This is a genomic window from Ruegeria sp. AL3, assembly GCF_056536065.1.
In genome coordinates, this window is sequence record NZ_JBQFJG010000002.1 from 201,984 (window position 1) to 221,171 (window position 19,188).

Genomic DNA, 19,188 nt, shown 5'->3' on the forward strand with positions numbered 1-19,188 from the left:
GATCTTTGGAATGCGTGGCGAAAGCACACAGACCTGCAATTGCAGGTCACTTTGGGTAGCCGCAAGCGGACATTAGTCCGTCCTGCAGCGAAAGTCCGTTTTCCGCCCTTTCTTCCAGTTGTTGCTGATTGCAGTATCGGTCAAAGTGGGCTCGTTCCAGACCTCAAATGCGGCGCAGCATCCTGTGATATGTTGCATCGGTCAACGTCGGGTTGTCGTTCTGGGAGGGCATGGCGGATCGGAGGATAAGTCATGGACACACCAAACCTACCTGCCATTCGCGCTTTGCGCCCAGCCTGGAACAAAGGCCGCATCGTTGGTCAAAAGCGACCACTAAAGCCAAAACATGTCTGGGCGATCCGCGTCAGGCGCGAACTCGCCGAGAATCATCGCGATCTGGCGCTGTTCAACATGGCGATCGATAGCAAGCTCCGCGGTTGCGATCTGGTGAAGATGAAAGTCGTTGATGTCATGGCGTCCGGTCAGATCAAGGAGCGGGCATCGGTCCTACAGAGCAAAACACAGAAGCCTGTGCGATTTGAGATATCCGAAGGCACACGCGCCTCGGTCGAGAAGTGGATGGAAGACGAGCTCATGGTCGGCTCCGAGTACCTTTGGCCGGGTCGCTTCCATGAGCGGCTGCACATCTCGACCCGTCAATATGCGCGGATCGTCCGCGACTGGGTCACGTCGATCGGTCTAGAAGCAAGCGCCTATGGCACGCATTCGATGCGAAGAACCAAGGTCACTCAGATCTACAAGAAGACCGGAAACCTTCGTGCGGTTCAGCTCCTTTTGGGCCACACCAAAATGGACAGTACGGTCAGATATCTGGGCGTCGAACTCGAGGATGCCCTAGCCATCGCTGAAGCCATTGAAATCTAGTGAAGTTGGGCCGCCTACATGGGGCGGCCCACACCTGCCGTTGATCCACTACCTATGTTGCCGCGGTGCGGCCCGTTGAAGCTGCCATTCGCTGCGGGTGCAAATTTCAGCTCAGATTGAACACGGGAATATCGGGACTTTTGCCTGGCGTCGCATTGAGAACAGACACGCAATTGGCGATATTTCTACATGATGGGATGACCACCCCTAATTCCATACCTCAATCAACAGATCGCATCCTTGTCGGTGTTGCACTGATGCTGGGATTTTGCCGGACTGCTCCTTTGCTGGATGTAGCTGCGAAACTCGCATCGACCAGTGTGCCAGTTGGGCAGATTACGGCTGCTCGCTTTGTGGTGCAGTGCACGTTGATGGCGCCGTTTGTCTGGATTATGGGACTGTCATTGCGTGTGGCGCGGGGTGATTTGATGGTACTCGTATTCCGCTCCTTACTCTTGTTGTTCGCGACTTTTTGTTTCATTACGGCTATCCGAGTGATGCCGCTTGCTGATGCCCTTGCCATCGTGTTTGTGGCACCGTTCATTGTCTTGCTGGTCGGCAAGTTTTACCTTGGTGAAGATGTCGGTCCTCGTCGCGTCGGGGCAGCTCTTGTGGGGTTTGTCGGCGTATTGTTCGTCATCCAACCCAGTTTCGCGGCTTTCGGCGCGGTTGCAATAATTCCGCTTGGTACAGCAGTTGCATTCGCTTTCTACATTCTTGTTACGCGGGGCTTGTCGCGTCGGATGCACCCCGTGGCCCTACAGTTCCACACTGGCCTGATTGCCAGTCTGTTTTGCATTCCAATGCTTATTGTTGCCCAAGGTTCTGGCTCCGAGCTGTTCGATCCCATTTGGCCGACAAACATCGCGTTGTTGTGGCTTCTGGGAGCTGGGTTTTTTGCGACGGTGAGCCACATGATGATGACCTATGCGCTGTCGTTTGCCCCGTCTGCCACATTGGCTCCTTTGCAGTATTTTGAGCTGCCAGTAGCAACCTTGTTTGGCTACCTTGTCTTCAATGACTTTCCGAACACACTGAGCCTGATTGGTATTGCCGTCATCATTAGTGCAGGGCTGTACATGATACATCGCGAAAGGGTTGTCGCCAGACAGATAGTCACAGAGCATGCGGCACCTCCAATCTAAGATTACACACGCTCGCGGCCTGCTGAAGACTTTGACGGATCGAGCGGCCCCTGCCAGGTTCCCTTCTCTGCTCAAAGGGTGTTCCACCATTGGATTTCCTGGTCGGGTCGCCTTTTCATACAGCAGTGTCGGAAGCAGTGAATTCTTACGCATAGCTTCCCAAGTAAAGTGCTTTCGACAACCAAACTTATCAGGTGTTGAAACTGACCAGCGGAGCCGACCCTGGATAGTTTTCAAACAGCAGATTTGGCCGAAGGGGCACGAAAGTGGCGCACCTACTCGATCCGTTTCAATTGAAACACCTGACTTTGCGCAACCGCATCGTCAGCACGTCCCATGCGCCGAATTTTGTCGAAGATGGCCATCCCCGGGACCGCTACAGGTTGTATCACGAGGAAAAGGCAAAGGGCGGGGTTGCCCTGACCGTGGTCGGCGGGTCAACCAATATCGCCCCTGATAGCCCATCGGTGTTCGGCCAGCTCTATGCCGGCGATGACAGTATCATTCCATGGTTCCGGAAACTGACGGATGGTGTTCATGAACATGGTGCCGCCATCATGTGTCAGATCACCCATATGGGGCGCCGCACAGCCTGGGATGATGGGCATTGGTTGCCGGTTCTGGCCCCTTCCTGTATCCGCGAACGCGCTCACCGCGCCTTTCCAAAAGTGATGGAGCAAGAAGACATCGACCGCGTGATCGGTAATTTCGTATCTGCTGCGCGACGTTGTCAGCTGGGTGGATTTGACGGGATCGAGATTCTGTCCCACTCACATCTTCTGGGGCAGTTCCTGTCCCCGCTGACCAATCAGCGGGACGATGAATATGGTGGGGTGTTGGAAAACCGAATGCGTCTGACCCTGCAAGTTCTTGACGCAGTACGTGCTGAAGTTGGTTCTGAGTTCATCCTGTCGATGCGCATCACCGGCGATGAACTGACCGAAGGAGGGCTGAGCGCCGAAGATTGCATTGCCGTCGCCCGGATGCTGGAAAAATCCGGCCATGTCGACTTGCTCAACATTCTTGCCGGCGCGCCCTACGATGACCTGGGCTTGGCCGAATGGGTGCGCCCCATGGGCCTGCCGGCGGCCCCACATATCACAGTGGCCGGACGCATCCGTGATGCCGTGGATCTGCCGATCCTGCACGCGGGAGGGATTGCAGATATTGCCACGGCCCGCCACGCAGTCACTGGTGGCTTCGTCGATTTGGTGGGCATGACCCGCGCACAGATGGCAGATCCCTATCTGGTAGAAAAACTCGCGCGTGGAGGAGAAGAACGCATCCGCCCCTGTGTCGGCTTGGGCTACTGCGTGGACCGGGTCAATCAGGGCAAACCTGCCGTTTGCGGACACAATGCCGCCACGGGGCGTGAGCAGACCTTGCCTCATATCATCGCCCACAGCGACACCCGAAAGAAAGTTTTTGTCGTCGGCGGCGGGCCCGGCGGACTGGAGGCCGCACGGGTCTGCGCCCTGCGCGGTCACGAAGTCGTGCTGTTCGAGGCATCGGATCGGCTGGGCGGGCAGTTGGTTCTGGCCTCTAAAGGGAAAACGCGCAGACAGGTCTGGGGAGTCGCTGACTGGTTGATTTCCGAGGTGACGGTGCTTGGCGTCGATATCCGCTTGAACACCTATGCCGAGGCCAATGACGTGCTGTCCGAAGCCCCCGATGTCGTGATTATTGCGACAGGCGGCTGGCCCGAACCTTTGGCCATTCCCGGTGGTGATCTGACGATCTCCAGCTGGGAGATGTTGTCTGGTGAGGCACGTGTCTCGGGCGAGGTGCTGTTGTTCGACGAGGTTGGAGGCCACCCTGCGGCCGTCACGGCCGATGCGCTGGCAGGCAATGGTTGCAGTGTCAATCTCGTGACCCCGGACCGGGCAATTCTGTATGACCTTGGCCCAACGACCTCTGCCGTCGCCTTACGCGATCTGGCCGCCAATGGAGTTACCTTTACCTGCCTGCAGGAGCTCGCCTCCCTGGTGCGCGAAGATGACCGAGTTCGCGCCAGCCTTCGTCATGTGTTGACGGGGAATGTCACAGAACGTCTTGTTGATCACGTAGTTGTCGAACATGGTCTGTCTCCGATGGCCGAACTCTATCTCGACCTCAAACCAATCTCGCGCAATCATGGGCAGGTTGAACACAAGGCGCTCATTGACGGAGGGTTTCCATTCGTTGACACCAATCAGTGCAGTCAATTCTATTTGGCCCGCATTGGCGACGCAGTTACAAGCCGCAATATGCATGCCGCAATTCTCGATGCCTTGCGGGTATGTGCTGCGGTCTGAAAGAAACTATGCTCACCTGCCGATCAAAGATGGGAGCAGATCATCAGTTTTGGAGCAGCGAATGACAGGGAAACACCCGCGCTCACAGGTTTAGGGCGGCCCACAGCCGACATTAGATATCTCACAGAGTCCACCCATCGGCTTTCCGAGAACTGCCGTTCGTTCAAAGCGCGGCAATTTCAATGAGCGGATGGCCGTGAGGCGAACAAACCTGCCATCGTTGAGAAGCGCTGTTAAGCAAACTTGATTGCTTTTAGAGACCCGATTAACGTTTCTGCAACCATGTATTTTCGCGATTTTTAGGACATGTAGATATAGATGACGCCTGATGTACAAACCGCCCGCCGCATAGCTCAAGATCATTGCGCTGCTTGGACAAACCGGGCGCCCGGCGATGTCGCCGGAAGATATGCTGAACATACAATCATGATAATGAACGGTGGCGACCCAATGAAGGGTCGGACCGAGATTGGCGACATGGCGGCGGGATTTATGGCTGACTTCCCTGACCTCGTTCTTAGCCTCGACACGGTTCTCGTCGCCGATCACCACATGGTCTATGCGTGGACTTTCGAAGGCCATCATAAAGAAACTGGTAACCATGTTCGTTTCTCGGGCTGGGAAGAATGGTACTTAGACGACAACCTGAACGTCACCAAATCGCTCGGTTGGTACGATGGTGTGGATTATAAACGCCAAGTTGCGGGAGCTTGACCATATCCGGCGCCAATTCGCGCACTGTACGCACAGTCGTATACGGCAAGTCAGACCCAGTTTGACTCTGGTCAGTGCTCTTTACTGCCTATAGCAAGTGCGAGGGCGTCCATCGGAAAAGGCTTTTCTCATATTCGGTAGTTGAATTCGAGAGCCACTGCATGAACAGCTTTGCCGCTGGCCGAACCGGACCAGGCAGCGTGACAAGGTAGTAGCCGATCTGCGGAATTGGATCATCAAACAGCGCGACGAGTTGACCTGATTTCAACTCGTCAGAGATAAAGGCCGGGACCGTCGCTCCGATACCGTCACCCCGGCGGATGCCATCCAGCAACATGTTGCCCGGCATGCGGACAACTCTCCGGTCGGCTTCGAGCGGAATTCCGACCTTTTCCAACCATAGGTCAAATTCGACCGATGCCTGTTCCTGAAGAAGAGTGAAATCAAGCAATTCTGCAGGATTCTTGAGCACCCGGTTTCCGATCAGTTCGCGGGACGCGACGACCGTCAGGCAGCCGGGGAGCAGCATCTGCGAGACAAGCCCTGGCCAGCGACCTGTTCCGTATCGGATAGCCATATCAATTCCACCCGGCTTGAGGTCGACAGCCTGGATCGTTGAATCGATCCTCAATTCGATATTGGGGAATTCGTCAATGAACGTCGACAGACGCTGCATCAGGAACGCGCTTGAGAACATCGGAGTCGCGCTGACCACCAACGGCCGAACCGTCTGTGCACTCGAAACGCTTTCGGTCGCGGAGGCCATTTCGGCGAAGGATTTAATCAGGCCAGCCGACAGGAATTCGCCTTGGGATGTCAGTGAAATTCCGTGCCGCGTACGAGTGATAAGCCGGGTGCCGAGATGTTGTTCGAGCCCGTGGATTTGCTGGCTAACTGCGGAATGAGTCACGTTCAGTGCCTCTGCCGCCCTGGTCAGATTTCGATACTCGGCTGCGGCGGCGAAGGCTCTGAGAGATGTCAGCGAGGGAAGCGTACGCCAATCCATAAGTAAAATTATCTAACAATATAGAAGAATTTACAACTATGCGTTCCCCCGATGCCGCCGCATGCTGCTGCAGGAAGTTACTGGCGGACATTGGAGGCGTACATCATGCAACTTGCTGTATTGGGACTGGGTAATATGGGTTCAGCGTTGGCAAATTGCCTGCTCAAGGCAGGCCACGATGTCAGCGTTTGGAACCGTACGTCGGAAAAGGCAGAGGTTTTTGCTGAGGCTGGAGCCACGATCAGCTCTTCACCGGATGATGCCATTGCGGCGTCTGAATTTGCTATCATCTGTATCAAGAGCCACAAGGAAACTGTTGAACTGGTCAACGGGCTGAGTGTTTCGCTTAAGGGTAAGACCATCTGCGACATGAGCACGGGCGATACCTCGGATGCTGATAGCCTTGTCGCCATCCTGGAGGGTCAGGGAGCTGGCTACATGCTGGGCATGATCAACGCCTACCCTTCCGGCATTGGCGGTGACGAAACCACAATCCTCACGGTGGGCAGCGCCGGAACCTGGGACCGCTATGGCAGCATCATCAGAGAATTGGGTGGAAAGTCCGCCCATGTTGGAGAGAAACCAGCGGCACTTGCCGCGCTCTTTGCCGGCCTCTTCACGGTTCGACAGGGGTTCATGTTCGGAATGATCTACGGTGCACTTGTCTGCCAAAAAGCGGGCATCCCGATGCAGGTTTATGCCGATCAACTCCCTGCCACGATCAAATTGGTCAATGACTACCATGATCTCTTTGCCAGAACTGTTCCGACCGAAGATTACGATAAGGCCGAAGCCTCGTTGAAAGTCTACGCATTGGCGCAGGAGGATGCGCTGAAGACTTTCCAGTCTGTGAATGCCCCAGCCGAGTTCATCCAGTTGATGCATGACCGCACCAAAACGGCTTGGGTCGATGGCTATGGCGACAGACAATTGACCTCACTGGTCCAGCATATGGCGGGTACATAATGCAAAAAGGCTCCGGCCCTCACCTGCCATTTGTCAGGGTTCCCGTCGCCGCAGTGCGGCCTCCCCAAAGCGGCCATTAGCAACCAGATGCAGCATTTCCATCCAAACAATGCCTAGGCCGGGACGAGACGCTCTTTGGCCACATGTAAACAAAGGCATTCCGGTGCAATCCATGCTACCTTCCCACGGATAGTATTCTGGTAGCGGGTATTTGAGATGAGACTAGTGCGGCGAGGTTTGAGTGAAGGGCAGGTGCAAGCTTTAGAGGCAGCCTTCAAGGCAGCCAAAACCTACCGCGAGGAACTGCCAAATGGGCCGGCCCGGCCTGTCTTGGGACTTGGTGAAGCTGCCAGCCGCTTTTTGGACCCTCTTCCTCAAACGGGTGCGCCGGAAAGTGAGGTAATTGGGGACATCGTGCAACTTTCTGAAGGCGGTCTGCACAAAATGGCGGGGCCGACCTTCTTCGGCTATGTCCTCGGCGCGTCGCATCCCGTCGGTGTAGCTGCCGACATTCTGGTATCAGCCTGGGGTCAGAACGCGGGCTCATCTTTTGAAACGCCCGCGATAACCGGAATGGAACGCGCTGTTTGCAATTGGGTTATTGAGTTGCTGTCACTGCCTTCCAAAAGCGGTGCCGGTCTTGTCACAGGCGGCACAGTGGCAAACATGGTTGGCGTTATGGCCGCACGCAATGCGCTGCTGGCTGCCCAGGGGTGGGATGTTGAAGCTGACGGGCTGTTTTCTGCACCCGAGATTTCTGTATTGATTGGGCAGGATGCGCATTCCGCCCCATTCGCTGCCCTGCGCTATGCTGGCTTTGGCGCGGGCCGGACAAACATCGTCGCGGCGGACGGCGAAGGGAGGATAAAGCCGGATGCGTTCCGGGCTGCTCTGGACAGCTGCAGCAGCCCGCCGCTTGTTATCCTGCAGGCAGGTCAAATAAACACCGGCGCCTTTGATCAGTTTGCCGAGCTCATACCAATGGTGCGCGAGCGGAACGGCTGGGTTCATGTGGATGGTGCTTTCGGGCTCTGGCTCGCTGCTGTACCCGAACTGGCAAACCGGTTGGAGGGGGTTGCTGAAGCGGACAGTTGGGCGATTGACCTGCACAAGTGGCTTAATGCTCCATTCGACGCTGGCATGGTTATCGTGCGCGACCGGGCGCCGCTCGTTGCGTCAATGTCTGCCCGCGGCGCCTATCTCCCGGAAACAACAGAGCATTGGGAACCAAGTGATTCAACGCCGGAACTCTCCCGGCGTGCAAGAGGTGTCCCGAGCTATGCGATACTTCGGCACCTTGGCCGGACGGGAGTTTGCGAACTGGTAGCACGCCATTGCCGGCTGGCGGAGCGAATTGCCCGAACGGTTTCGAACGAGCCCGGCCTGACAGTTCTGAACCAGATCCACAGCAATCAGGTCGCTATTTGCTGCGGCGAGGGGCCGGATGGCGACGATCTGACCATGCGGGTCCTGCAGCGCGTTCAAGACAATGGAAAGGTATACCCCACCCACGGTGAATGGGCGGGTCGGAAGATCATTCGAGTCTCTGTAATCGGATACGATATGAGGGAAGAGGATACTGATCTTCTGTCATCCGAGATCATTGAAGCTTATCGTCTTTGTGCTGCTGGCGTTCCCTGATTTGGCCAGAAATTTTATTGCTGCAGTCAAGCATTAATGAGCTTCAATGGGCTCGAATGAGCCATTCGGTGTCACTGCGAACAACCCCTTCGACCCCGCATGGCACCACCTGCGCAGCCGACCCATAGCAGCCGTTTTCAAGCTCCTTTAAATGCCTGATCGGGAGCTTTTTCTCGAAGTTGGCAACACCTGCGAAGTTCAATGGCCGCCCCATGAATGAGGCGGCCGCTCCTGCATTACTCTCAATGGGGCGGAGAGCCTATCCGCGGCTCAGGATTTCCTCGCCGAGGATCTGCATGATTTTCTGTCCGGCCTCGCTGGCCCAATTGACCGCAAGTTCTGCAAGCAGCGCGCTGGTTGTGGTGAGCTCGACACCGCCTCGCTCCATTTTGCGGAACGCCATCTCATCCGTCAGCGCAGTGGGAGAACCGGAAGCATCAACCACTGCGGTCACGGCAAAGCCTTCTTCGGCGGCACTGATCGCAGGCGGGGCAAGACACACGTCAGTGGTTATGCCTGCCATGATGAAATACCTGCGCCCGGTGTTGCGGCAGGCAGCGGCAAAGGCGCTGTCATCCCAGCAGTTCACCACGCCAGGGCGCTTGATCCGCGCGGCGAAGGCATCCGGCGCAATCTCTTCCAGCGCGGGCATCAGCGGCCCCTGCATGTTGTCTTCCATGCTGGAAGTCAGCACCAGCGGCATGCCAAGCGCCGCCGACGTCCGCGCCAGGGCGCGTGTGTTGGCTTCGATCAGATCGCGGTCAACGGACTTTGCCCAGTTCATGGTGCCAACCTGATGGTCAATCAGAACAATGGCTGCGTTGTCGGGGGTCACTTTTTTGGAGGTCATGTTGATGTCCTTTCCTGGTTAAGAGATTTCGGATGCGGGCAGTTCGAAGATCAGGAGCTCAGCGCCGGCTGCAGCCTCAACCGCGACGTCCCCGGCGCGGAGCAGTCCCAGCCCATCCCCTTTCCTGAGGGCGCGGCCGGCAGCAGTTGCCTCGCCTTCGATCATAAAGATGTAGAGGCTGCGGTCAGGGCTGGACGGGCTGAAGTTCAGCACGCTGCGGCGGTCGAAGTTGCCGTAACTCAGGCGCACCTCCTGCTGCACGACAAGTGAGTCCTCGGCGCCGTCTGGCGACAGCACCAGCTGGAACCGGTTGCTGTGGTCCGCGGTTTCCAGCTCCTTGCTGGAATAAGCCGGTGCCAGGCCTCTGGCCAGCGGCTCGAACCAGATTTGCAGCGCACGCATCGGCTTCGTCCGCGAGTTGTTCACCTCGTTGTGAAGGATGCCTGTGCCGGCGGTGATCACCTGAAGGCCTTTCGCCTTCACAGTACCGTTGTGAACGGGCACCACCGGATCGACATGCGAAACCTCTCCGCTGACCATGAAGGTGACGACTTCGACATCCCGGTGCGGATGCAGGCCAAAGCCTCGGGCGTCCGGTGCAAGCGTGCCGTCGTCAATTGTGATCAGCGGGCCGAACCGCCGGCGCCCTTCTGCAAGGTGCGGCTTGAACGACAGATGCGCCTGCATGAAGCCGAAGTCCTTGAACTCACGGGTCTCGGCGGGGTGATAGACCATCTCTGTCTGCATTTCTCATCTCCTGGCCTGTTCGCTGAGACAGAATTTAGGGATCTCATTCGTTCTGGAAAATGACCCGTTTGTTAACTACTGTTCGAATTTATGAACGATAGATTCTATTCCTGCGCCAAGGCCCTGGTGGCCACTGTGCGCGCCGGGTCGATGAGTGCGGCAGCTGCGGAGCTGAACACCACGAAATCGGCGATCAGCCAAAAGCTTGCGTTGTTTGAAGCCGAATTGGGGCTGGTCCTGCTGGACCGGTCTGGGCGGGCGGTGGCCCTGACCGCGGCTGGGCGCAGGATTTTCGAGATTTGCGTCGGCCCGGTGGATGCAGCGCTTGAGGCCGAGGCGCAGCTTGGCTTCGCCCGAAGCGGGAAGATTGCAGGACGGGTGTCAGTCTCAGGACCCAACAGTCTTCTTTGCACCGTGCTTGTCCCGCTTCTGGCAGGCCTTCGGTCCCGCTACCCGGCTATTGAACTTGAATTGCATGCCGATGATTCAAAATCGGATTTTGCGGCAGAGGACATAGATCTGTCCTTCAGAACCGGCCCTGCAGATAAAAGGCGATATATTTCGGCTGCCCTGCCGTCCGCGCAGCGCGCGCCTCTTGCCAGCCCGGCCTTTGCAGAAAGGATGCCCCGTCTCTCCCGGCCTGTTGATTTGGCCAGGTTGCCCTGTGTATTGCGCACCCAAGAATCCGGCAAATGGGCGTTTCGAAATAAGGAAGGGCAACAGGAGATCATCGAGCCGACGATCGGCCTGCGCGTCAATTCGATGGAGCTTGCATTTGCAGCTGTCCTTGCCGGGCAAGGAGCAGCACTGCTCCCGTCCTTACTGACAGAGGTGCATATTCAAGCTGGCAATCTCGTGCGCCTGATCCCTGACTGGTCTGCCGATCCAGTGGCACTGACTTTGCTTTGCCGTCCTGAACGTTTGGCTGCTCCCCAGGTTGCGGCGGTACGGCGCCATATCCTGGATGCATGCGGCAACAATGGCTTCCTGGGGACAGAGCTTCAATACGAGAAAGTCTAACAGCTTACCAAAGCTCGGTTTGGCACAGTGGCGATTAGGCCTGCCTCCCTCCAAGTCAGCCGATAGGAACGGCCCTAAGCCGACCTTGAGCACGGTCTTAGAATGCTGCAGACGCAGCCCGCTTTGCGGTCATTCGCTGCGCACGCGAACTCTGGGCTTCGTTTAACTCGCGGTTTGCAGATATTGCGGTCATCCAACAGCCAAGTCAGATGCTGCGGTCGCAACCCGCTTTGAGGTCATTCGCCGTGATAGCGAAATCCAAAGGTAGCCAGACTCACAGTCTGCGGGACATTTGAGACTTTCGCTGCAACTGCGCCCACGACTGCATTGGGTAGACCCTTTATTGTCGCGGCGGCACGATTCCACGCGTGATCCCGATGTTCATGAGAACCTTTGGGCCAACAACAGTGATTATGCCCCCGACGATCATCGGAACCCACCGAAACCATGGCGAAAGCTCTTGCCAGTTCGCAAAAGCAAACCACCCAAAGATCACCATCCACATGGCAGAGAACAGAATGTTCGATTTGATGAACGCGGGATGCGTTGCAAAATCTCCGACGTCGGCAGCAGACAACTCGGCTGTCCACGGCTTGCGCTGAACAACACTGATCAAGGCACCACCTGCAAGGAATGCGAACACAATCGCCAGCCCATTGATTTCCTTCAGATCAGGCACCAGCAGCAAGATGACGAGGACTGTGAACACGCCCAGAACTTGAGCCGCCATGAACACTGGCGGGATCGTCGCCCCGTAGCGCATTGCGCAAGCAACCACACCAATCACGACGCCAAGTACCGCGCCGAGCAACGGATAACCGAAAGGTGCGAGAATGGTGAAAACGAGAAACGGCAGCAAAAATACATGTGCGACGATGTAGGCTTTCATCTTGGCTCCAAAGACTGAAATGCTATGTGCGGTTGTTGCGGATAAACTGAAACACAAGAATGATCCCGGCGGCGCCAAGCATCGCTGTCACAAACTGGCCGATGAACCCACCAAGATGGACACCAAACGCGGATTGAAGAAGCGCGTTCATGCCGACCGCTCCCAGGATACCCAGAACCACGTTTCCTGCGACACTGTGTGTGGTGTTTGTGATGCGGCTGGCAAGCAGTCCCGCCACACCGCCGATCAAGATCATCAAGACCCAGTTGATGCCGTCCATCGTTGCGCTCCGTTGAATTTTCGCTGGTTTTCGCGAACAACTGCTACATCCGGTCGCTGATCAACACCGGATGCGTCAAATGCAGGGATTTCTTCGTGAACTACACCTTTCTCAGAAGAACAGTTTGGGAGCTCAAGATCTGGAAGTGGCGAGAGCAATGCCTCGCGTACCTGATTGCGGTTGCCGTTCTTACGACGCTTGGCCCATTTGGGACATTCTCGCTGCAAACCCCTGACCGCATCTTGTATTGGAGCCTCGCACTCGCCGTTGGCTGGGTGGCAATAATTGCGTCCATGACACTGGTTCTGCGACATCCCGATCTGGATGACTGGCCCGGTGCGGCAAGGGCGGCACTGGCCGTCGCCATTGCAACAGCTCCGATCGCGTGGGGTGTGCAAGCGGTTGAAGAGTGGCTTCGTCCCGAGCGTGACCCAATCCCGATTGTTCACTTTGCCCTGAATATTGTCGTGGTTTGCGGTCTGATCGTGACCACGATGTATTTCCGAATAAATCAGCGTATCGGCAAAATGCCGCAAACCGACCGGTCGCCAGCACCTTTTCTGGATCGGCTGCCGTTTGAACTGGGTAAGGAGTTAGTCTCGTTTTCGATGCAGGATCACTACGTCGAAGTGACCACGACAAAAGGCACGACGATGATCTTGATGTCGCTTGGTGACGCGATGGAAGAAGCCGGCAGCTATGGCGGGGTGCGCATACACCGCTCACACTGGATCGCAACGGACGCCTACCGTGGCCTTGTCAGGCGCAAGGGCAAACTCTTTGCAAAGCTCATGGATGGGCGAGAACTCCCTGTCAGCAGAACATATGCATCGACTGTGCGCGGACTTGAGGTCTCCAAGGGCTGACGATCGCCGCAACCGCAAGAACTGCATGAGATTGGGCGCGCAGTTCTCGGGACGAAGGAGACCTCCACCAAGGGGCACCATAGCATCCCGCAAGGTAGACTTTATGCCAGGACCAGAAACGAACTCCCGAGCGCAAGACACAGAGGTGAGTAAAGCACCACATCCAGCGCGCAGAAGGGCTGTTCAGAGGTAAGCCGTGCCCAAAATGGCAAATAGCCGAACAAACCCCGTAAAAGAAACACCGTCGCTGCCATAACGCCAAGGACCGTCAGTATCTGACTTTGAGCCGCAGGACCCTCCCCATTCAAAGCAATCGCTAGCCATGCCGCAAGTAGCAAAGCGATTGCAACGGGAAGGCAAGCGACAGTAGGTGGCATGGTCGAGACTTTCGGGAACCCCGTGACTGCCCGCGCGAGGGCTTTCTCGTTCCTGATCGGCCACCAAATCCGTGCACCCCATAGGACATGCAAGAGCGCAAGAGCGCCAAGAACAACTGCAGTTGAAGTGGAAAGCAGTGTCACTTATCCGAGCCGTTCCGAGACGTCCTTTTTTCGCAGCATTTGCAGCAGGCGTCAGGGCGGCAACAGAGTGCGTTGAGATGGCATACAAGTCGTCTCATGGTTTCCGTATTCGCTTTATAGATGACGTTTCTTCCAACACGGCGCGACGTAACCAACCCCGCCTGAGCAAGTGTTTGAAGCTGTACCGATGCGGTGGTCGCATTGATGGCAAGTGCTTGCGCTAGACCGCCAGCGATCTCACCGCGCTCACCACGGTTTAGGAGTTCTTGCATAAGCGACAAACGCCCATCATGGGCAATTGCAGAAAGAACCTGAGTAATATTATTTTTCATCATTTCATGAAATCATGAAATGATGAAGAAATCAATTCCAGTATCGTTTTCTGCAAGTCGCCATTTGCTGTGGGCGTTTCGGCATTATTGGGGAGAGCACCTGCCTCGTGGGAAATTCAGGCACATCCTGAAGATGTGTCTTATTGAAACTGAAGATCATCCCAGCGGCTTCGAATTACTGCAAGGTAGAGTGGCGCGTTATGTCAATCGATTGGCGCGTCCGGCGAATGATGTGCACCTCCCAAGCGTCTATCTCACTGGTATCCCGACCATCGCGGTCCAGGCCAAGGTCGGGATCGACAGATAGATACCGGGAGAAGCTCTCATGAAAGCCAAAGACGCCATAGACCAACTTGATCCGCAGAAATGGGCGGACACGCCGCCTGCAGAGCGCCTTCATCTGCTCGAGCAAGTGCGCGAGAACATGAAGCGCTACGGCAATGATCTCGCCGCCGCCGATAGCAAGATGAAGAACGATATTCTTGGAGTGGCGCTCTACTCCGACCCGGTGTCGAAGGTCGGCACGGTTGTGCCCATGGCCAACACCGTGACAGCGGCCATCGACCTCTATGAGGCGATAGTCGAAGGCAAGATGCTTCAGCCGATCAAGGTCGAGAAGGTCGGGGATGATCTCTATGACATCTACGTCTTCCCGCAAGCCCGGAAAGACAAGTTGATGTATGCAGACCGCAAGGATCGCATCCGGGTCAAAGGGGAACCGAAGCAGGTCAACCCGATGGACAAGCCTGCAGGCATCATCGCTGTGTTGGGAGCAGGCAACTACTCGTCCTCACTTGAGATGATGAAGGCGATGTTCTTTGAAAACTGCGCCGTCGTGCACAAGCCGCATCACCTGAATGAAGAAACCGACGCGGTCTGGGCCAAGATCATGCAGCCTCTGATTGATCATGGGGTGCTGAGTTTTTGCGCCTCGGATCAAGGCCGTGATCTGACGGTCGATCCACGGTTGTCGAAGATCTATTTCACAGGCGGAACCGGCACCGCACAAGCGATCATGTCCGCCACCGACACGCCGCTCATCTCCGAATGCGGTGGCAACAATCCCTGCATCATCGTGCCTGGCGACCGACCCTGGACCGATAAGGAGATCGAACATCAGGCGGTGCAGATCGCGACTATGTCAAAGCTGAACGGCGGCGCGGTTTGCGGACGTATCCAGACACTCGTGACATCGAAACACTGGCCACAACGGCAAGCATTTCTCGATGCCTTGGCAAGGGCGTTGGAGGATCAGACACCGGCGACGGGTATCTACTACCCCGGTTCGGACAAGGTGATCGAGGGATTTCGCGACGCCTACCCAGACGCCAAAGTACTTAGGCCCGAGGGCGGAAAGCACCCCAACAGCGAAGTGATACTGATCACAGGTGTTGAGCCGGGTGGGTACGCCTGCACGCATGAAGCCTTCACGCTAGTCATCGACGAGGTGCCGCTCGACGTGCTCGCCAACGCGGCGGATTTCCTGCCGAAGGCTGTTGAGTTCTGCAACAATGAGCTGCTCGGCACCCTCGGCAGTGCGATCATCATCGACGATGACACGGCGAAAGCGCATCGCGCGGTCCTCGATCAGGCCGTCACCGACATGGAGTATGGCGGCATCGCCATCAACACCATGCCGCCCTTCATCTTCCTCAGCCCCTATCTGACCTGGGGTGGCAACGAAGAGGGCAAAGAGTTTGTCTCGGGCGTCGGGAACTTCGGTAACTTGCTGAACTACGAGAACGTCGAGAAGTCGATCATCGAGGCGAACTTCATGTCAGCAGGTCACATGATGAACACCAACCGCAAGGCGTTCGACAACATGGCTGAGAACATGTCGCGTTTCGCTGTTGAGCCGACCTGGGGCAATCTCGCCTGTCTCGTCGGCGACGGCATCGTCGACAGTTTCCGCAAGAAAGACTTCTGAAGATTACTGGCTGACGGATTGTTGGCACGAACAAGACTAGGAGAGATCCCATGAGCAATGAAACCATCCTCATCACCGGCTGCAGCAGCGGCATCGGACGTCTGACCGCCCAGTACTTCCAGGAGCGCGGCTGGAACGTGATCGCCACAGTGCGCTCGAAACCTGACGCCGATGCGGAGCTAAACGCGCTCGAAAACGTTCTGGTAACGGCACTCGATGTGACCAAGAAAGACACCATTGATGCCTCCATTGCCGCTGGGATCGAGCGGTTCGGCAAGATCGACGTTATTCTCAACAACGCGGGCTACGGCTCCTACGGTCTCCTGGAAGCCACGCCAGAGCACAAAATGCGGATGCAATACGACGTGAACGTCATCGGCACGATGCTGGTGATGCAGTCGATAATCCCACACTTCCGGGAGCGCGGCGCGGGCACGATCATCAACATCTCGTCCATGGGCGGAAAAATTACCTTCCCGCTTGGGACACTCTACCATGGGTCAAAGTTTGCTGTCGAAGGCATGACCGAAGCCCTGTCCTTCGAGTTGTCCGCCATCGGCGTGAGGGTGAAGCTGGTAGAGCCGGGCATGATGCGCACGAACTTTGGCGGTTCATCCTTCGACATGAACCTTGATCCGGCGCTGACCGAATACGCCGACTTTGTAGCCGGTGTTACCACTGCGATGGCCGAAGGCGGCGACGGGGCTGGCGATCCGATCCAGGTAGCCGAGACGATCTGGCAAGCGGCGACGGATGGAACGGATCAGCTGCGCTATGTCTCGGGCCAGGACGCCGAACAGATCATCGCGGCACGCAAGGCCATGGACGACCCGGAATACCTGGCACTGATCCGTAGCCAGATGGGCATGTAGCACCAAGCATATGGGCGGCCTGCGCAATGCGGGCCGCTTTTCCCAGCTGTCACCCCAAAGAACGTAGAGTTATGGTCCATCCATGCCTGTGCAAAGACCAGAAACATTCGTGCTCAACCCCGGCTGGCGCATTCTATTTGCCGAGATGGGCCTGCCGGTTGCCGACACGCTCAGGGCAGCCGGACTTTCCCCGAAACTCTTTGATGAACTGCCCGTCATGTTAGACGCGGAAAATTACTTCCGGTTTTGGGACGCGATGGAGGCATATAGTGGAAACAAGGATGTCCCGCTGGCGCTTGCCAACGCGCTTGATGTCGAAGTGTTTTCGCCTCCACTCTACGCGGCAGTGTGTTCTCACAACCTGCGGCAGGCGACGCATCGCGTCGCAAAGTTCAAGGCTTTGACCGGGCCGATCACGATAGATGTCGATGATGGAGCGTCCAGATTGAAGCTGACGTGGAATTGGCCGCCGCACCTTCAGCCGCCCTATCCGCTTTTGATGAGTGAAGTGTTGTTCTGGGTGTTTCTCGCCCGGAAATGCACGCGCATGGCCATCAATCCGCTCGAAATCTCGACACCAGTGTTGCCGCAATCCACCCCCGCATATCTCGACTATATTGGCGCTCCGATTAGGCGGGACGAGGCCGTGTCGATCACTTTTGCCAATCGTGATGCAGAGCATCCATTCATCTGCGGAAACGATGCAATTTGGAGCGCGTTTGAACCTGCGCTTAAGGACCAACTGTCCGAACTTCAAAACAGCGCGTCGGTCTCGGAACGGGTCCGCGTCGCCCTTCACCGCGCCATTCCCGCCGACCAGGCCAGTGCCGAGCATGTCGCAAGCGCGCTCTCGATGACCGCGCGCACCTTGCAACGTCGACTTCAACAGGAAGGGACCAGTTTCAAAGCGCTCGTCAATTCCACAAGATCCGAGCTAGCCAAGACCTATCTTCGGAACACAGAGCTCCCGCTCTCCGAAATCTCATTCCTCCTTGGCTATGCCGACCCCAGCTCGTTCAATCGTGCATTCAGGGAATGGACACGAACCACCCCTGAAAGATACCGAAGAACGAACGAACCTTGATTTGATTGGCCGCAAGATCACTCGGCATCGGCGTCCACAATCGATTTCCCGGGTCGGCCCTGAGCTGCCGTTGGCCTACATGTTTCAATGCTGCGGTCGCAGCCCGCTTTGCAGCCATTCGCTGTGGTTGCGAAAGCCAGCCGAGGTGAATTCTCACTCTGCGGTTGAAAGTGGCATCGCGACTTAGACTTGCTTCATTCATCGCTTGATTTCTAGAGTGAGAACAAACTCCAACCAGCTATCGATGCTGGGGTTCAAGAACTGGTGCCAGACACGAAGACAAATCTGAGGACACAGCGAATATGATTCTCTAGAACTTTCTGCAGTCTACTCGCGCCAATCAAACGATGTTCGTAACATCACAACCCAGTCTCGAGTTCACCAATAAAGAATTCTAGAAACGATAAGTCGCGCCTAACACTGGCCCTGACTGATCAAATGTAAAATCGCTACCGTCGATCTCATGGTCAAACGAGATATAGCGATAGCCGCCGCGGATCAGCCATCTGTTGTTGATGGCATATTCGGCGGTCAACAGAACCTGCCATGTTTCACTGCCGCTGCGGAAACCTCCGTAGTCGACGAAACCGGTGCCGGACCATTTGTCCGAGAACCGGACGCGTGCTCTGGCGGCGATGACAGGGTCGGTCCAGCTGTCGTCGGCGGTTGTTGTCCTCCCCGGTGCCGCGCCAGGGAGAAGGGTGAACTCTGTATCAGTGCTGAACCACCGGAACCCTCCGGCGACATCCACCGAGATAGTTGGTGCTTCATACACTCGGTAGCCGACATAACCGCTTAGGTATTGCGTGGTAAATGATGTCTCGAGGCCCGAACTGGCGGGGCCGGGAGTGCTGTTGCTGAACGACAAATCTGTGTAGTTGTAATCTGCAAGTATAAGCCATCGTCCGTCGGTGGCCGAGAACGCTCCCATAAAGGCGAAATCTAGGTTTTCCAATGCATCAGAAAAACTGAGTGTACCGTCCAGTGTCCCCATGGGGGTGCTTAAGGATGTTTCTGTTTCCGGCATGAACAGATAAATCGTGGCCTCGTAGGACCAATCGGATTGTTGTGCCGCAGCCGTTGTGGCTGCCGATGCCGATAGCGTTGCCGCGCACAAGCAACTTTTCACCCATAGTGACGAAAACATTC

General features: G+C 56.3%; 20 protein-coding genes. 12 read left to right on the plus strand and 8 right to left on the minus strand.

What is annotated here, in order from left to right:
• Positions 1 to 252: 252 nt before the first annotated feature.
• From ACR3E6_RS17370 to ACR3E6_RS17385, 4 genes are all read left to right on the plus strand, one after another.
• Positions 253 to 885 (plus strand): tyrosine-type recombinase/integrase, encoded by a 633-nt coding sequence (locus tag ACR3E6_RS17370; protein WP_480488406.1) that lies wholly within the window; start codon positions 253 to 255, stop codon positions 883 to 885.
• Positions 886 to 1,082: 197 nt separating this feature from the next.
• Positions 1,083 to 2,030 (plus strand): DMT family transporter, encoded by a 948-nt coding sequence (locus ACR3E6_RS17375; RefSeq protein WP_480489147.1) that lies wholly within the window; start codon positions 1,083 to 1,085, stop codon positions 2,028 to 2,030.
• Between the two features lie 266 nt (positions 2,031 to 2,296).
• Positions 2,297 to 4,324, plus strand: a complete 2,028-nt coding sequence (locus ACR3E6_RS17380; protein ID WP_480488408.1) for an oxidoreductase — start codon at positions 2,297 to 2,299, stop codon at positions 4,322 to 4,324.
• Between the two features lie 318 nt (positions 4,325 to 4,642).
• Positions 4,643 to 5,038 (plus strand): nuclear transport factor 2 family protein, encoded by a 396-nt coding sequence (locus tag ACR3E6_RS17385; RefSeq protein WP_480488410.1) that lies wholly within the window; start codon positions 4,643 to 4,645, stop codon positions 5,036 to 5,038.
• A gap of 88 nt (positions 5,039 to 5,126) precedes the next feature.
• On the opposite strand, the gene ACR3E6_RS17390 is transcribed toward ACR3E6_RS17385, so the two are convergent.
• Entirely contained in the window at positions 5,127 to 6,044 is a 918-nt protein-coding gene (locus tag ACR3E6_RS17390; protein ID WP_480488412.1) for a LysR family transcriptional regulator, read from the minus strand.
• A gap of 51 nt (positions 6,045 to 6,095) precedes the next feature.
• Between ACR3E6_RS17390 and ACR3E6_RS17395 the strand changes: the two genes are divergently transcribed.
• Together ACR3E6_RS17395 and ACR3E6_RS17400 are read left to right on the plus strand one after the other, a co-directional pair.
• Complete coding sequence (locus tag ACR3E6_RS17395) at positions 6,096 to 7,010, plus strand: NAD(P)-dependent oxidoreductase (protein WP_480488414.1); 915 nt, start codon at positions 6,096 to 6,098, stop codon at positions 7,008 to 7,010.
• Between the two features lie 216 nt (positions 7,011 to 7,226).
• Complete coding sequence (locus ACR3E6_RS17400; protein ID WP_480488416.1) at positions 7,227 to 8,651, plus strand: pyridoxal phosphate-dependent decarboxylase family protein; 1,425 nt, start codon at positions 7,227 to 7,229, stop codon at positions 8,649 to 8,651.
• Between the two features lie 259 nt (positions 8,652 to 8,910).
• Here ACR3E6_RS17400 and ACR3E6_RS17405 read toward each other — a convergent pair whose 3' ends face one another.
• Positions 8,911 to 9,501, minus strand: a complete 591-nt coding sequence (locus tag ACR3E6_RS17405; RefSeq protein ID WP_480488418.1) for an isochorismatase family protein — start codon at positions 9,499 to 9,501, stop codon at positions 8,911 to 8,913.
• A gap of 18 nt (positions 9,502 to 9,519) precedes the next feature.
• A complete protein-coding gene (locus tag ACR3E6_RS17410) occupies positions 9,520 to 10,248 on the minus strand; it encodes a pirin family protein (RefSeq protein WP_171638631.1) in 729 nt (242 codons plus the stop codon).
• A gap of 90 nt (positions 10,249 to 10,338) precedes the next feature.
• Between ACR3E6_RS17410 and ACR3E6_RS17415 the strand changes: the two genes are divergently transcribed.
• Positions 10,339 to 11,268 (plus strand): LysR family transcriptional regulator, encoded by a 930-nt coding sequence (locus tag ACR3E6_RS17415; RefSeq protein WP_480488420.1) that lies wholly within the window; start codon positions 10,339 to 10,341, stop codon positions 11,266 to 11,268.
• A gap of 340 nt (positions 11,269 to 11,608) precedes the next feature.
• Here the strand turns inward: ACR3E6_RS17415 and ACR3E6_RS17420 are convergent, their stop codons facing one another.
• Both ACR3E6_RS17420 and ACR3E6_RS17425 read right to left on the minus strand, forming a co-directional pair.
• Complete coding sequence (locus ACR3E6_RS17420; protein WP_480488422.1) at positions 11,609 to 12,157, minus strand: hypothetical protein; 549 nt, start codon at positions 12,155 to 12,157, stop codon at positions 11,609 to 11,611.
• A 22-nt stretch (positions 12,158 to 12,179) separates the two neighbouring features.
• Positions 12,180 to 12,437, minus strand: a complete 258-nt coding sequence (locus ACR3E6_RS17425; protein WP_209834566.1) for a GlsB/YeaQ/YmgE family stress response membrane protein — start codon at positions 12,435 to 12,437, stop codon at positions 12,180 to 12,182.
• A gap of 293 nt (positions 12,438 to 12,730) precedes the next feature.
• On the opposite strand from ACR3E6_RS17425, the gene ACR3E6_RS17430 reads away from it, so the two are divergent.
• Complete coding sequence (locus ACR3E6_RS17430; protein ID WP_480488424.1) at positions 12,731 to 13,303, plus strand: LytTR family DNA-binding domain-containing protein; 573 nt, start codon at positions 12,731 to 12,733, stop codon at positions 13,301 to 13,303.
• A gap of 101 nt (positions 13,304 to 13,404) precedes the next feature.
• Here the strand turns inward: ACR3E6_RS17430 and ACR3E6_RS17435 are convergent, their stop codons facing one another.
• Both ACR3E6_RS17435 and ACR3E6_RS17440 read right to left on the minus strand, forming a co-directional pair.
• Positions 13,405 to 13,824, minus strand: coding sequence for a DUF3995 domain-containing protein (locus ACR3E6_RS17435; RefSeq protein ID WP_480488426.1), 420 nt, complete (start codon positions 13,822 to 13,824; stop codon positions 13,405 to 13,407).
• Positions 13,821 to 14,159, minus strand: a complete 339-nt coding sequence (locus tag ACR3E6_RS17440; protein ID WP_209834560.1) for a helix-turn-helix domain-containing protein — start codon at positions 14,157 to 14,159, stop codon at positions 13,821 to 13,823. Before ACR3E6_RS17440 ends, ACR3E6_RS17435 begins: the two co-directional genes overlap by 4 nt.
• Before the next feature lie 16 nt (positions 14,160 to 14,175).
• Between ACR3E6_RS17440 and ACR3E6_RS17445 the strand changes: the two genes are divergently transcribed.
• From ACR3E6_RS17445 to ACR3E6_RS17460, 4 genes are all read left to right on the plus strand, one after another.
• Positions 14,176 to 14,463 carry a hypothetical protein gene (locus tag ACR3E6_RS17445; RefSeq protein ID WP_210093287.1) on the plus strand — a complete coding sequence of 96 codons (288 nt, stop codon included), beginning with the start codon at positions 14,176 to 14,178 and terminating at the stop codon, positions 14,461 to 14,463.
• A gap of 18 nt (positions 14,464 to 14,481) precedes the next feature.
• A complete protein-coding gene (locus ACR3E6_RS17450; RefSeq protein ID WP_210093286.1) occupies positions 14,482 to 16,083 on the plus strand; it encodes an aldehyde dehydrogenase family protein in 1,602 nt (533 codons plus the stop codon).
• A 50-nt stretch (positions 16,084 to 16,133) separates the two neighbouring features.
• Positions 16,134 to 16,955, plus strand: coding sequence for an SDR family oxidoreductase (locus tag ACR3E6_RS17455; RefSeq protein ID WP_209834556.1), 822 nt, complete (start codon positions 16,134 to 16,136; stop codon positions 16,953 to 16,955).
• Between the two features lie 145 nt (positions 16,956 to 17,100).
• Positions 17,101 to 18,039: an AraC family transcriptional regulator gene (locus tag ACR3E6_RS17460; protein ID WP_480488428.1), complete on the plus strand. Its 939-nt coding sequence runs from the start codon at positions 17,101 to 17,103 to the stop codon at positions 18,037 to 18,039.
• A 394-nt stretch (positions 18,040 to 18,433) separates the two neighbouring features.
• Here the strand turns inward: ACR3E6_RS17460 and ACR3E6_RS17465 are convergent, their stop codons facing one another.
• On the minus strand, positions 18,434 to 19,186 hold the full coding sequence (locus ACR3E6_RS17465) for an outer membrane protein (RefSeq protein ID WP_171724058.1): 753 nt from the start codon (positions 19,184 to 19,186) through the stop codon (positions 18,434 to 18,436).
• Positions 19,187 to 19,188: the final 2 nt, after the last annotated feature.